Source organism: Rhizobium sp. 11_C7_N12_5, from assembly GCF_051811145.1.
GTDB classification, from domain to species: domain Bacteria; phylum Pseudomonadota; class Alphaproteobacteria; order Rhizobiales; family Rhizobiaceae; genus Rhizobium; species Rhizobium lusitanum.
Window position 1 is genome coordinate 58,432 of record NZ_JBPWPY010000004.1, and the last position, 16,669, is coordinate 75,100.

Here is a 16,669-nt window from a genome sequence, read left to right on the forward strand (position 1 = left end):
ATGATGCCCTAAAATCCGCCTGGAGGAGTCGTGTTGCCACCAGTAGGATACCCTGCCGTGACCGCATTGCCATTTTTGATAACCGTAATCGCTACTCCATCTACCGATCCTTGATGCAATGTAGCTCCATCGGTCTGTCTTGTTGAAATTGTTGGTCCATCGCCCACTTGCTTGATCGCCGTGAGAATTTGATCATAATCCCATGCGGGTGGAAATAGCGTGCTGTTCTTGGCGGCGGATAAAGTACCGGACGCGTCATACATTTGCACTGCGGCGTTTATTGTTCCGTCCGCGTTGGTGGAACCTACTTTCACAACGTAATTGCCATCCGATACTACATCGCCAGAGTGTGCACCTATTAGGCGGCCTCGTTGGTTTATCTCACCAAATAAGATCTTCTCCTCCATAGTATTTGGAATGACAGTGCATGTAACATTGTGCACCCAAACGGGCTTGGCGTCATAGTTCGCGGCTTGCTTTACGAAGTAGGTGTGGAAGTCCGCGACCGTAAGATTATAGGCATCGAGCGGCTTTGCTTCGACCCGCACCGAGACAACCTTGGACCATGAGCCATCGTCATCCAGCATCTTGTCGCCAGGTTTGAGATCTTTAACCGCAATCCAGACACCATTGTGAATTGGACCGGAATAGAACTTTCCGTCGACCGCAATTTGGGCAGCCTTCGACGCGCCATTCGGCAGGACGGCGAAAACACGGTGCAGCAGTGTCGTTGTAATCGTCTGGGTAACCTGCCCATTAGCGGATTCCAGCGCCAAATAGACTGTCTCCGGATGCCGATCGAGGAATTGCCTTAGAACGAGCTTGTAGCCTTGACGCCCCTGCTCGTCGCGCGACCAAACCAACGTCTTGCCAGGCCGGATTTCGCTGATGGCGGTAAAACCGTCGACGGTTCTTACAAGCGTGGAACCATCGAATGAGCATCCGCCAGCGACAGCTTCGTCAGTTGCGGTTCCGCCCGTGGCAACAGTCCTGTTCTGCCCGAACCCTTCGGTTGCGGCATAGGTTAGGACTGCAGCAACAGCATTGATGATCGATTGGTTGACATGACCGTTAAGCGCCGCCTGAACTGAATCCTGATATTGGCTGAGCAAAGCGATGGTCTGCAGTCGCTCAGCATAGACTGCTGTGGCGAGGTCCTGATCTGGCAGCCCCCCGAAACGGCCATTCACCAGCCGCATTTCCATGTCGGCATAGCCGCCAGGCGCCATCGAGGATGGATTTTCCGGACTCGCCGGATCGCGAAGATATTCAACCGCCTTCAGAGCGTCGGTGACGGCTGCAACGCACGCGGGACTTGTCCGGTTCGCGGTGCAAGCATCTTTCAACGCCGTATCGCGTTGCGTGTCGAGGTTATCCCAATAGGCAACCTGGTTTTTCAGGGATGCGACTTTATCGGCTGCGCAATCGCCACTCGCCTCACATTTAGCGATTTGCTTCTTTGCATTCTCCCGTAGCAGCGCCTCTTGATGATAGAGATAGTTGTAGTTGAAGTTGTCGAGGGTCGCGGCGGCGCCTCCGGTGCCTCCTATCGCGGCACCGACGAAGGCGGCCGCCCATTCGCCGATGGCGGTCTTCTGCATATCGGTGAGATTGGGATTGGCGGCGAGTACTTGCTGCAGTATGCCGTTGGCCAGTTCCTCTGCACCTGCAGCGGCAGCGGCCTGACCGGCGTTGCCACCGGCGAGCTGTGCGATGACGCCTGCCGCTGCGGCATGCAGGGCAATTTTCTCAGGGCTGCCTTCGTCCCATTGCATTCTGTTGGCAAGGGAGCCGATCGCCATATTGGCAAGTTGCGAAAGTGCCGTGGCACTCTGTTGTTGGGCTTTCAGCTTGTCGATATCAAACATATCGACGGTGCTGTTGGCCTTGGAGGCATCGGTATTGAGGCCGGAGAGGTCCTGGGTTTGACTCGTCAGGTTCCAGTTGCCCGGCGTAACGGTCGCCAACGTCTGGCCATGATCGTCCTGCTTGGCCGGTTGGCCGACAACCGGGATCGGGATGCCTGCGCCGATCAAGCTGAAGCCGGAACTCTTCGACGAAGCCGACATCGAATTTTCGATGTTGGAATAGAGGATTTGATTGGCGATAAAATCGTTGTTGGTGGGATCAGCGCTCGAGCCGATGAAGCCGCCCTTAAGATCGATGGTGCCATCCGTGTTGACATGATAACCGCCGGAACCAGCGAAGATGCCGCTCTGCTGGGAAACGTTGGCATAGTCGCCGGTGATCGTGCCCTGATTGTAGCCGCCGCTAATTCCGCCGAAGCTGATGCCCAGCGTAGCGCTCTTCGACTTCTCGTCATAGAATGCCGTGTCTTGGCGACTCTCGATGGTGATGCCATTGGCGGCAACTGCGTTGACCGTCTTGCCGGAAAGAACGCCGCCAGCCAGTGTCAGCGCATCGCCCGCGACGACGGTAACAGTATTGGTGCCGCTGACATTCGAATTGACCTGCGTAACCGAGCTTGCCGCCTGCTTGCCAGAACCGTAGGCGGCGTTCGCGGTCGGACCGGCGTTGAAGATGTTGCCGCTGGCATCGATGCTTGCGGCAACGCCGATGCTGGCGCTGCCCGACTTGCTGCTGCTCTTGCTGTCGCTGGTCGCCTGGACGCTTTCGAGATCGACATTGCCCGCCGCCGAAATCAGCACATTGCCGCTATTTGGATCATCGGAGGTCGTCGATGCCTTGCCATCTTTGCCCATACCCGCGCTGATCTGAACGCCGCGGCCCACAACGTCACCGGATTGGGCGATGATGGTCACCGAGCTCCCGCGAATCTCGGGCGGAACCGGGATCGAGGTCGTCGACTGCTGCGTGCTTTCGCTGAAGCTATAGCCAGCCGTCAGGGAAATTCCTGCGACGGCGGGCTTGAGGCCGGTTTTTGGATCCGGCTCGGCCTTGATGGCCGCCTTGGTTGACGTGATCGCGTTATAGCCGTTGACCCCTGCCAGGACCGCAGGTGCGATTCCATAGATGCTGTTATCCCCGGATAGCAGGCTACCCGCCTGCATCGCCTGCTGGCCCGCTGAGATCAGCGACGACTGGACCGTCAGGCTGACACCGGCAAAGCTCTTCTTCTGCATTTCGGAGGCATTGGTAACGTCATTGCTCGAAAGCATGTTGACGTTGTCGCCTGCAATCAGGCCGATCGCGCCGGAGGCCAGGATTTTTCCAGACTGATCGTTGATGTTGCGATTAGCGGCAATAGTGATGCTGCCATCACTGTCGAGTGTGCTGACGGCATTAATGTTGGCGTCTTTGGAACGCTGCTCTTCGGATTTGGCGACGCCAATGCCGACCGAGAGACTACCGTTGCCAGAGGAAAAGTTGATGCCGAAGCCGGAGCGCTTGGTCTGACTGGAGGAAGACTGCTCTTCCGCGCCTGGCGCGATGTTGACGTCGCGCGCGGACGAGATGACCGTGCCGTCGCCCGAATGCGACGACGAGCCGAAGATGTTGACGTCGCCTTGCGTGGACGTCATCGTGGTCGTGCCGCCGGAGGCGAGTGTCGAGCCGATATTGTCAGTCTGGCTGTTGCTGCTCTTCGTGTCCTTCGATCCGAAGATCGAGATAAACCCGCCGCCGGAACCGACGCCGATGCCGGACTTCTTGGTCTGCTTGTCGCTCTCGTGGTCTTCCTCGGCACCCATGATGGTGACGGTCGAGCCCGAGAGCGCGAGATTACCGCCTGCATCCACGTTGGATCCGGAGACGACGACCTCTCCACCGGCACTGGCGTTGACATTGCCGGAGGCGGAGATGGAGGAGCCGACGGTATCCTCATCATAGGCATGGGTATGGGTCTTCGACGACGACAGGAAGCCGCTCTTCTTGCTGTCGGAAGTGGTCTCGTCCGTGTTCTTGCCGGAGGCGATGACGATGTTGCCGGCGGCCTGAATGTTGGCGTTGGCTGTATGCGTGGCATCTCCGGCCGTGACGTCGGATGCCGAGATCGTGACGCTGCCGCCGGTGGAGGCAATATTGACGCCCGTCTGACCCGCAATCGACGAACCTTCTGCCGTCGTCGTCGCCTCAGTCGCCTTCTTCGAACCGGACTTGCTTGATGACGATGAGCTGTCTGTCGCCTCACCGATGGTGACGTCGCCCTTGGCAACGAGGTTGGCAGCGCCACCGTTTGCAGCGATATCGGAGCCGATGACGCTGATATTGCCAGTATCGGCCTGGACTGTCACATTGCCGTTTTGCGAGGTAATCGAGGTGCCATTGCTGGTTACGGCGGTCGAGGACGACTGGCCGCCCTTGTAACCATTGTATGAGCCTGCCATCGTCTTCGACTGGCTCGTCGTCTGATCCTGAGAAGCTGCGATTGCAATATTGCCGTTGGTCGAGACCATGCCGAGATTGCCGCCGGCCACAAGCGATGAGCCGCCGATCAACACGCCCTGATTACCCGACACCAGCATGGCGCCACCGGCTGTCAGCGATGAGCCTTGCTGCGTCAGGCTGGTGGTCGTCAGAGTCGTGCCGCGGCTAACGTCGACCGTCGTATTCTGAACGCCGGCAGAGATAATGTTGACAGTGCCGCTGGACGAGGCGATGGACAGGTCACCGCCGACTTTGGCGGAACTGGCGATGACGTTGACGCCGTTGGTGCCGGCAATGCTCAGATTGCCGCCTGTCGTCACCGTGGTGCCGGCAAGGGTCTGAACGCCGCCATTGTCCTGTTTGACTGCGCCCAATGTTACTGTCTGACCGGAGAGCTGCGCGCTGCCGCCAGCGGCGACCTTCGTGCCGCTGAGCGTCAGACTGCCTGCGCCCGCATCCATTTTCAGGTTGCCGCCGGCCGTGACCCCGCCATTGGCGGTCACCATGGTCTGCCCGCCGATGTTCATCGTCTGGGCTGCAAGCGTGATGCCGTTTTCGGCATTGAGGTTCATATTGCCGCCGGCAAGGAAGGCTCCGCCGTTGGCCTTGATGCTGCTGGCGTTGACGGTCATGCCGTCGGCCGCAGCAATAGCGCCGGAGTTGTCGACGCTTGCCGCATCGATGCTGACCGTGTTGCCTGACATGGTCGCCGCGGACGTGGTTTTGGCGCGATCGGCGGCCGAGAGATAAACGACCGGCACGAGCACTTGCGCGCCGTCGACGATCTCGGTCTGGTAGATAATCATTGACTGGGTCAGCGATGCAGCCTGTTGCGGGCTGAGCGCCTGCCCCAGAGCAAGACCATTCGCCGCGGCATAATCAACGCCATTGTCAAGCAGGGTCTTCATCTGGTCGGTGGCGTTATCGCCGGGAACGAAGGAGCCGGCGCCAAGACCGTTGCCGACCAGCTGCCGCATCTGCTCGTCGATCAGCTGGTTGTCGAAATAGGCATCGCCCAGAAAGGGAACCTTGGTCTCCGGCGTATAGCCGACCCGGTCGATGAAATAAGCCGAGCCGTAAAACTTCGAGACATCGAGGAAGGCGGCGCGTGTCTCGAACAGGAACACCTGGCCCGGAACCGTGCCACCGACGCCGCCTGATTGCGGCTTGGCTACCGCTGCGAGCTCGGCACCGCTCGTCTGCAGGATCTGGGTAAGATTGCCACTGTTGCCGATCGCGGCAGTAAGCTTGCCCATGAGGCTGTTCGGACTAACCAAAGCACCACCGGCTGTCAGCGTATTGCCGTTGATCGCTGGACCGGCTGCTGCTGTAACGCCGCTGTTGCTGATCGAACTACCAGCCGCAGCGGTCACACCGCCACCGTTGATCACAGAACCTGCAGCTGCCGTTGGGCCGCTAGCGCTAACCCAGGCGCCGCCGACGGCCGTCAGGCCGTTACCGCTGACATTGGCATTGCCAGCGGCCGTCAGGCTGTTGCTGTTGATCAAGGGACCGGCCGCAGCGGTTACGCCATTGTGGCTCAGCGTGGCGCCATTACTTGCCGTCAAACTGCCGCTACTGACCGAAGCGCCGCCGCTGGCTTGCAGATTGCCGCTGCTGATCGCCGGTCCCGAACTGATCGTCGGACCGCTCCCTGCAAGCGACGGGCCGCTGCTCGCGCTGGCTCCACCATTAGCCGCAACACCTGAAAGCGCCGCGCTGACATTGAACAGGGCGCCGCCAGCCGTCATGCTGTTGAGGGCGCCGAGCGGATTGTTGGCGGTCGCGGCAGCGTCAATTGCGACCTGACCTGCGATGGAACCGTTGGAGGCGACATTGTTGACCGCGCCGCCGCCATTGATGGTAAGGCCTCCGCGTGCCTGGATAACGCCGGAGATCGCACCAATCGCTGCAACGCCGGTAACGGTCGTGCCAGGGTTCAAGTCCCTCGAGGGATCGCGCGTGCCGTTGGGGTTGGGCACATAGGTTGTCGTGGTGTTTTCGATGCAGGGACGGTTGGGTCCGCTGCAGTTCAGCGTCGTCGTCTCAACCGCTTTGTCGGGATAATATTGGCACGGAGTCGAGCTGCTACAGGTTACCTGCGTGATGCGATTGAGCGTGGCTCCGTCATTGGTCAGCGTGCCGGCGACGGTGAGCAGCATGTTGCTGTCGGACTTGATCGAGCTGTAGGCATTCGTCAAGTTGGTGGCATTGATAGTTAGCGCTCCGCCGGCGCGAATCTGCGCGGAGGCTCCGGCACCGCTAATCAACTGATCCTGCGAGATGAGTTGGTGGACAAGACTGGTGGCGCTGCCGGACTGAGCGATGAGATCATAAGCGTGCAGGATGTCGTCCGAGATCTGCACATTGCGCTGGATTGACGGGCCAGACGTCGTGGTGTTGGTCAGACCATTGGTCAGGATCGACATGTTGCCGCTGGACTGAATGAGGCCCGCGATATTGACAACCGCGCCATTGCGCTGACCGCCGCCAGGTCCTGCAACCGTAAGACCGTTGCGGGCAAGGATGGCGCCCTGGTTGTTGGTCAGCGTACCGCCGACGAAGAGATTGGCATTGTTGCCGGCAAAGACGAGGCCGCTCGGCGTGTTGGCAAAATCGTCTGCAATGTTGAAGGTAAGATTATTGCCCGCCGCCAGCTGGCCGGTATTGCCAAGCGACGGCAAGTTCAGCGTCAGGTCGTGTGCGGCTAGCAGCGCGGTATTGGCGTTTGTCGTGAGACCTGCAGCGGAGACAGTGATGTCACCAGAGCCGCCGGCATTGGTAACGGTGCTGACCTGTGCATTCGAAAGATCAGCATTCCCCGACAGATTGAGGGTCAGGCCACCGAAGACAAGATTGCTGCCCGAGAGATTGGCGGAGGAGGCGTTGACGATCAACGTGCCGCCGCCGGCAATCCGGCTGCCCCTGCTGCCGGACAGATCCAGCGTTCCGGTGTTGAGCGTCAGATTACCGCCGACGCGCGTGGTGCTGGTATAGGCAATGGCGCCAGGGCTCGTGAGCGCGACATTCCCCAGGCTCTGCAGGCTGTTATAGCCGATATTTTGGGTGGCGGTGGCGGAAAGATTACCGCCCGAGAGCAATGAGTTCGCGCTGACGCTGCCATTGGAAGCGGCAAGCGTCATCGTGCCGGCGCGCCGCAGCATCAGGCTGCCATTGGATGATGCATTGGTGGCGGCAAAGTCGACGCCGGAGACCAGCGTGTCGATCGTGATAGACCGGGCGTTGAGGTTGACGTTGCCGGTGCCCAGCGATTGGCCACTCAACGTGATCGCGTTACCAGCGCCAATGGTCAGGTCGCCATGGGCAACGGCAGTGGCGCTGACATTGTTTGATGCGTTGGCGGTAATGGTCCCCGCAGCAAGCAGGCTGTTGAAAGAGATGTCGCCGGCCGTGGCGGTGAGCGAGAGGTCGCCAGCCTGGCCAAGGATGACATTACCGGCTCCCGATTGGTCCGTCGCCGCGAAATCGACGCCGGCCGCGATGACATTGCCGCTGATAGCAGAGCCGGTAATCAAGACACCGCTTGCGCCGAGGAGCTGGCCGCTGATCTTGACAGCGCCAGGAGTGGTGGACGAGCCGATCGAGACCGCGCCGTGACTTGTGATGTTGCCGCCCGCAAACGCGCTCGCCGCAACGTTGAGACTGCCTGCGATGATCAGCGTACCCGCGCTAGCGCTTACCGCATTGATGACTAGGTCGCCGCTTGGTCCGAGAGCGATAGCGCCGTTAGCTGAGTGCGCGGTGGCGGCGAAATCGACTCCGGTAACAGCTTGGCCCAGCTGGACGGTCGGGCCGGAAAGAAAAACGTTGCCAGCACCGAGGAGCTGGCCGGTCACATTGACGCTGTTGCTGCCGGCAAGGGTGATGTCGCCATGCCCGGTAATAGCGTTGGCCGCGATGGTGGTACCGCTGACGTCGATTGCGCCGGCAGACAGCATGGTCTGCGTGGTGACGCCAGCAGACGCGGTCAGATTCATATCGCTAGCGCGATTGCCTGCAATCGTTGCGGCAGCTCCGAGCACAATACCGCCGCCCGCGGCATTGGTGGCAGCAAAGTCGATGCCGGAGATCAGGACGGGCGCGTTGATATGACCGCCGCTGACCGTAAGATTGCCAGCGGCAATGATCTGGTTATTGACATCGACATTGCCGACAATGCCAGCATTGCCATGAACCGTGATGCTGCCGGCAATGAGATCAGCCGCATTCGCCGTGATGTCTCCAGCGGAAAGGATGGTCTGGGAGGTAACATTGCCCGTCGCCGTAAGGTCCATGGCGCCAGATTGCGCCAGTACGATATTGCCGCCAGCCGCATTGGTGGCGGCAAAGTCGATACCGGAGATCAGGGTGGGTGCACTGATGCTGCCGCCATTGACGGCGATGTCGCCGGCAGCAAGAACCTGGTTGCTGATATCGAGGCTACCGACAATGCCCACTTTGCCGTGGCTGGTGATGCTGGCTCCCTGCAGATTGGCAGCATTCGCCGTGAAGTCACCCGCCGACAGGATCGTGCCGGCTGCGGCATCGCCGGAAACGGCGAGGTTCATGGCGCCGGATGGGCCGAGGACGATGTTGCCACCGCTCCTATTCGTTGCCGCGAAATCGACACCGGAGATCAGGAGACCCGCGTTGAGGCTGGCGCCGTCGATGCTGAGATTACCGGCCGACAACACCTGGCCGCTCACATTCACGCGGCCGCTGGTCTTCAAGTCGGTCTTACCATGGCTGGTAATGCTGCTGGCTGTCAGGTCAACCGCCTTTGCGGTCAGATTGCTCGCCGTCAACACTGTGCCGATGGTGAGATTACCGGTGGAGGTCAGCGAAACATCGCCGCTCGCCATCTGGACGATGTTGCCGTTGGCGGCGGCCGTTCCGGCGAAGTCGACACCGGAGACGATGGCGCCTGCCACGATGCTTGATCCGGAAATACCGACGTTGCCACCGCTGAGGATCTGCCCGCTGACTTTTGTGGCGCCGGAAAGGATAGTATCGTTGTGACCAGTGACGGTATCGGCCGTCACAGCGGCGGCATTGACGTTGATGGCGCCGGCGGCCTCCATCGTCGATGCGGAGAGCCCGCCGCTGAGCCGAGCCGTCAGATCCCCAGTTTGGCCAAGAACGATATTGCCGCCAGACGCGTTGGTAGCAGCGAAGTCGATACCGGCGACAACCGTCTGGGCTGAAAGGCTCCGGCCTGTGATCAGCATGTTGCCGGCGCTGAGGACCTGGCCGCTTATGGTCGTGGTACCATTGAGCGTGACAGCGCCGTGTGCCGTGACGGCGTCCGCATTCACGGTCGCGCCGCTGGCCGAAAGAGCGCTAGCCGAGAGCAGCGAGCCGGTGTCGATATTTCCGGAAGAGGCAAGCGTCAGATCGCCGCTGCTGGCAAGCAGGATATTGCCGTTGGCGGCGGCAGTTCTGGCGAAATCCACGCCGGAAACAATGGCGCCGGCCTTGATGCCGGAGCCCGAGATGGCAACATTGCCTCCGCCGAGGATTTGATTGGCGACATTCACGCCTCCGACTGCGGTTCCGGAAAGAGTGATATCCTTGCGAGCGGTGATGGCATTGGCGGCAATGGTCGCACCGCTCGCGTCGATGGTACCGGCAGCCTGTCCAGTCGAGGCCGCAATGCCACCACTGACAGTTACCTTCAGATCACCGCTCTGGCCGAGGACGATATTGCCGCCGGCAGCATTGGTGGCGTCGAAATTGATGCCGGAGACGATCGTTTGGGCGGACAGACTCTGGCCCATGATCGATACGTTGCCGGACCCAAGAATCTGGCCGTTGACCATCGTTGCGCCATTGAGCGTAACATCGCCATGCCCCGTCACGCTATCAGCGCTGACGATCGAGCCGGCGCCACTGAGATTACCGGCCGATAGCAGTGTTCCAGCGTGGATATTGCCGGTCGAGGCAAGCGTCAGGTTGCCACTTGTTGTCTGCACAATGTTCCCATTGGCAGCTGCCGTTGCGGCGAAATCGACGCCCGAGACCACAGTACCGGCCTTGATGCTCGTACCAGAGATCGAGACGTCACCGCCGCCGAGCAATTGGTTCGTAATAGCGACGCCACCGGCTGCCGCGCCGGAAAGGGTAATATCCTTGTGACCGGTGATCGAAGCTGCTGCGATGGACCCGCCGCTGAGGTCGATGACGCCGGCAGCCTGTACGGTCGGCGCCGCGACGGCGCCGTTCACCGACACGGTCAAATCGCCAGCGCGATTGCCTGCAACCGTTGCGGCCTGGCCAAGGACGATATTGCCGCCGCCGGCATTGGTGGCGTCGAAATCGATGCCAGCGACCAGGGTCTGCGCTGACAGGCTCTGGCCGGTGATCAATACGTTGCCGGCGCTAAGGATCTGCCCTCTGATGGTGATTGCGCCTTTGAGCGTTGCATTGCCATGCGCAGTAACGGCATCGGCAATGACGGCTGCTCCACTGGCGCTGACGCTGGCGGCCGACAGCAATGTGCCGGCGCTGATGTTGCCGGCCGAGGCAAGTGTCAGGTCGCCGCTAGCCGCCTGAACGATGTTGCCATTGGCGGCTGCGGTTCCGACGAAATCGACGCCGGAAACCACGGTCCCGACCTTGATGCCTGGACCCGAGATGCTGATGTTGCCGCCGCCAAGGACTTGATTGGTGATGGTGGTTGCGCCGGACAAGGTCATGTTCCGGTGGCCGGTAACCGCATTGGCATTGATGGTCGCGCCGCTCACATCGATGGCGCCTGCCGCCTGTATCGTCGGCGCCGCCACGGCGCCACTAACTGAGACCGTCAGGTCCCCGGTCTGACCAAGGACGATGTTACCGTTAGCCCTGTTGGTCGCATCGAAGTCGATACCGGCAATGAGGGTCTGTGCCGACAAACTCTGGCCCGAGATCAGCACGTTGCCGGCGCCAAGAATCTGGCTGGCAACGCTTATGGCGCCGTCGAGCGCGATATTGCCATGCGCGGTAACCGCATCGACCGTGATGACCGAACCAGTTGTGTTGAGACTACCAGCGGACAACAGTGTACTGACATTGACGACACCGGGCGAGGCAAGCGTGAGATCGCCGCTGCTGGCGAGCACGATATTGCCATTGCCGGCCGCAGTCCTGGCGAAGTCGACACCAGAAACGATGGCGCCGGCCTTGATGCTCGGCCCGGAGATGCTGACGTTACCGCCGCCAAGGACTTGGCTGGTGATACCAACACCACCGGCAGCCGTACCTGCGAGGGTGATACTCCTGTGACCGGAGATCGAATCTGCCGTGAGAGATGTACCGCTGACATCGATCGCGCCGGCTGCCTGTATCGTCGGTGCTGCTACGGCACCACTGGCCGTGACCTTCAGGTCGCCAGACTGGCCAAGGACGATGTTGCCTCCAGCGGCATTGGTGGCGCTAAAGTCGATGCCGGCGACAAGCGTCTGTGCCGACAGGCTCTGCCCGCTGATCAGGACATTGCCGGCGCCCAAGATTTGGCCACTGACGCTGATCGCTCCCGCAAGCGTCATGTCGCCATGAGCGGTCACAGCACTGGCATCGACGGCGATTCCTGCAGCACTGAGACCGCCAGCCGAGAGCAAGGTGCCGGCATTGATGTTGCCGGACGAGACAAGGCTGAGATCACCGCCGTTAGCGAGCACGATGCCGCCACCAGAGGCAGCCGTCGCAGCGAGATCAACGCCGGAGATAACCGCACCGGCCTTGATGCTTGAGCCGGAGATGCCAACGCTACCACCACCAAGCACCTGATTGGTGACATCAACGCCGGCTGCCGTGCCGGAAAGGGTGATATTCTTGTGGCCGGTGATCGAATCTGCCGTAACGGACGTACCGCTGACATTGAGCACGCCGGCTGCTTGTATGGTTGGCGCTGTCACCGCGCCGCTGACCGATACAGTCAGATCACCGCTTGGTCCGAGGACGATGTTGCCGCCGGCGGCATCCGTAGCATTGAAATCGAGGCCGGCAACAACGGTCTGCGCCGACAGGCTTTGCCCGCTAATGAAAACATTGCCAGCGCCAAGGATCTGGCCGCTGACGTTGATCGCGCCTCCGAGCGTCATGTCGTGATGCGCTGTAATCCTGTCGGTGGCAACGGTCGATCCGGAAGCGTTCAGATTGCCGGCCGAGAGCAACGTGCCGGCGCTGATGGCGCCTGGCGACGTCAGGGACATGTCACCGCTTGCCGTCTGAACGATATGGCCGTTGGCCGCAGCCGTGGCGGCGAAATCGACGCCGGAGATAATCGCACTGGCCTTGATGCTCGAGCCGGAGATGCCGACGTTGCCTCCGCCAAGCACCTGATTGGCAACATTAACACCACCGGCTGCCGTGCCGGAAAGGGTGATATTCTTGTGGCCGGTGATCGAATCTGCGGTGAGAGATGTACCACTGACATCGATGGCACCGGCTGCCTGTATCGTTGATGCCGCCACGGCACCACCGGCTGTGACCTTCAGGTCGCCAGACTGGCCAAGGACGATGTTGCCTCCAGCGGCATTGGTGGCGCTAAAGTCGATGCCAGCGACAAGTGTCTGTGCCGACAAGTTCTGGCCGCTGATCCGCACGTTGCCAGAGCTGAGGATCTGGCTGTTGACGTTGATCGCACCACTGAGCGTCATGTCGTTGTGCGCCGTGATCTTGTCGGCAGCGATCGCCGCGCCGGACACATTCAGATTGCCCGCGGAAAGCAAGGTGCCAGTATTGATGTTTCCGGTCGAAGCAAGTGTTAAATCGCCACTGCTGGTGAGCGCAATGCCGCCGGCGGAAGCGGCCGTAGCGGCGAAGTCAACGCCGGAAACGACAGTACCGGCCTTGATGCTAGGCCCAGAGATATTGATGTTGTCTCCGCCGAGAACCTGGTTGGTTACGGTGGTGGCGCCGGAAACGGTAATGTCCTTATGACCAGTAATCGCGTCGGCGGTTATAGAGGTACCACGGACATCGATCACACCGGCGGCCTGTATGGTCGGCGCCGTGACAGTGCCATCGACCGTGACCTTCAAAGCACCAGCGTGATTGCCTGCAATCGTCGCGGCCTGCCCGAGCACGATATTGCCACCGGCGGCATTGGTGGCGTTAAAGTCGATACCAGCGACGAGAGTTTGTGCTGACAAACTTTGGCCGCTGATCAGCACATTGCCGGACCCAAGAATTTGCTGTGTCACGCTGATTGCGCCACCGAGCGTCATGTCACCATGGGCAGTCACACTGTTCGTCGTAACGCTCGAACCGGTCGCACTGAGATCGCCGGCCGACAGAAGCGAGATGGCGTCGAGTGCGCTTGAGGCCGAAAGCGTCAGGTCCCCAGTGCTGGCGAGCGCGATGTTGCCATTGGCGGCAGCAGTCCTGGCAAAATCGACACCGGAGACGACGGCACCAGCCATGATGCTCGGCCCGGAAACGCCGACATTGCCGCCGCCGAGGATCTGGTTGTTGACGGTGGTGGCGCCAGAAAGGCTGATGTTCTTATAGCCGATGATCGAATCTGCGGAGACGGAGGTGCCGCTGACATTCAGCGCGCCGGCTGCCTGTATGGTTGGCGAGGTCACCGCACCATTAACCGATACAGTCAGATCACCGCTTTGGCCGAGGGTGATTTTGCCGTTGCCGGCGTCGGTAGCACCAAAGTCGATTCCGGCGACAACAGCCTGCGCGGAAAGACTCGGGCCAAAGGTCGCTACATTGCCGGCACCGAGGATCTGGCCGCTGACGCTGATTACGCCGCCAAGCGTCATGTCGTGATGGGCAGAGATATTGCCGGCGGTGATCGTTGCACCGCTGGCATCAAGATCGCCCGAAGATAACAGCGTTCCGGCGCTCAGTGCGCCGGCGGTCGTCAATGTCAGATTGCCGGTTCCCGTTATCGTCGGGCCAAGGGTGATGCGCCCGCCCGCCGCATCGGTGGCGGCAATATCGACGCCAGAGACAATGGCGTCGGCCGCAATGCTCGAACCGGTGATGCCGATATTACCGCCGCCGAGAACCTGGCCGGTGATCTTCACGCCACCGCTTGCCGCCGTCGCACTGGTGGCGCCGGAAAGCGTGATGTCCTTTTGGCCGGTGATCGTGTCGGCGCTGATGGTTTGGCCGGCGGCATTGATCGCGCCGGCTGCAAGCACCGTCCCTGCCTGGATGGCGCCGGCGCTGTCGTTGATCGTCAGATCACCGCCACTCGCCAGCACGATATTCCCGCCGGCCGCCTTGGTCGCGGCGAAGTCGACGCCGGAGGCAAGAAGACCGACACCAACGCCGCCGGTGTTGCTAGTGATTGTGGTATTGCCAGCACTGAGCAATTGATTGGCGACGCTGACGCCGCCGCCAATACCGGCGTTACCACCTGCGGTAATCGCAACATTGCCGTGGCTGATGAGATTGTTTGCCTGCAACAGGGCGGCCTGAACGGTCAGGTCACCGGCCGACAGCAATTTGTCGGCAACGATATTGCCCGTCGTGGCGGTCAAACCGAGCGTGCCCGACGATCCGAGGACAATGCTGCCGCCGTTTACATCAGTGGCCGCAAAGTCGACGCCAGAGGCGATGGCGCCGGCCTGAAGGGCAAAACCCGAGATCAGGACGTTGCTCGCAGCAAGAGCCTGGCCGCTGATGTTAACACCACCGCCTGCCGTATTGACCGTAAGCGCTCCACGCGAGGTGATGCCGCTTGATGTCAGCGAAGCTGCAGTGACCGTGAGGTCGTTGCTCGACTGGATGCTACTGGCCGTCACATTGCTTGTCGCCGTCGCATTGAGGCTCCCAGCCGACAGCAAATTACCGGTCGCGATGTTGCCGCCGGTTGCCGTCAGGCTGAGGTTGCCTGCGGCGCCGAGCACTACATTGCCATTCGGATCGGCGCCGGTGGCCACCAGATTGATACCGGCGATGACTTTGCCGGCTGAGATCGACTGGCCGGTAACATCGACATTACCCTGCCCCTGCACATTGCCGGCAACAGCAATCCCAAGAGCGGCATTCAAGGCGATATTCTGGCTACTCTGCAACAACGCGGCGGAGATCGAGCCGGCCGTCGCAGTCAAATTGAGGTTGCCGGTGCTATTGGCCGCGCCGGCGATCGCGATATCACCAGAGGTCGCGACAAGCGTTGCCACACCATTGCCAGCCGTCACGCTTCCGACCGCAATCCCGCCGTCCGAGCTCATTTGAACGGTTGTACGGCCGTTGACATCGCCCGACACGCTCAAGAGACCAGCGCCACTCGCCAGAACAATGTCGCTATCGGCTGCGACCGTCTGCAGTGTGACCCCCTGGTCAGCCCTGATAGCAAGTTTCTGTTGCGAGGTAACTTTGGCTGCCGTGACCTTCTGTTTTGAAGTGATGGAGACACCATCCCGTCCAGAAACAGTGCCGATCGAGATCTTGCCATCCGCAGACAGCGACAGCTCGCCAGCATTGGCGGCCATGTCGGCGCTCATTTTGACGCCGGCGCCCTTCTCGGTGACGACGACCTTGATGCGGTCGGCCTGCATGGCGCCAAGCGCCGTACCATCAATGGCATATTCTGGTGTGCCAGAGGTGGCAGTCAGTGCTGTGGCTTCGCCAGTGGCATAGTTGTATTGGCTGGCGCCGCCCGTCAGCCGGATGGCCTTGCCGTAAAGGGGCGCATTGATGTGGATATTGCGGGAGACGACATCGAACAGATCCACGGAACCGGGAGCAGCTGCAAAATTGCCCCCTGCCCCCTCGAAGGTGACGTCGCCACCATTGACGGTGAATCCGGTCAGGCTGCCATCGCCACCGATATTGGGAACGCCGGTCGTCAGCGTCGCATGCGGCGTGTTGATGAAGCCGCAGCCCGAGCAGGTGATGCCGTTCGGGTTCGCTATGATGACGTCGGCTCGACCGCCGAAGACTTCCGTCGGACCATTGAGCGCCGACCGATTGCCTGAGGTAACCTCGTTGAGAATGACGGAAGCGGGATTGGAGGTGTTCAGATTGGGATTGCCTGGTGTGACGCCGCCGAGGCTCGAGGTGCCGACCTCGCCCTTGAAATTGTTGAGAATCAGACCCTGTGTGCCGACATTGAAATTGTCGTATTTGTTGTGCGACAGGCCGCTCGCATTCGGCGTCACGATATCGATCAGCGGCACGCCGTTCGGGGCAGCACCGACGCCAGGCTGATTGGCTGCAGGCGCCGATCCAGCAGCGGAGACAGATTGCGCATTCGCCAGCATCGGCTGGAAGACGAGCAACGCACTCAGCACCGTCGCAAGCGATTGCCGGGTGAGTCGACCCAGTTGATCAATCTTTTTCGACAATCCGTATCTTCCGTTGCTCATCTTCCCGT

Annotated in this window: 1 protein-coding gene; it reads right to left on the reverse strand. The window is 60.6% G+C overall.

What is annotated here, in order from left to right:
* Positions 1 to 8 precede the first annotated feature (8 nt).
* A complete protein-coding gene (locus AB8B29_RS35440; protein ID WP_439007204.1) occupies positions 9 to 16,640 on the reverse strand; it encodes a two-partner secretion domain-containing protein in 16,632 nt (5,543 codons plus the stop codon).
* Positions 16,641 to 16,669: the final 29 nt, after the last annotated feature.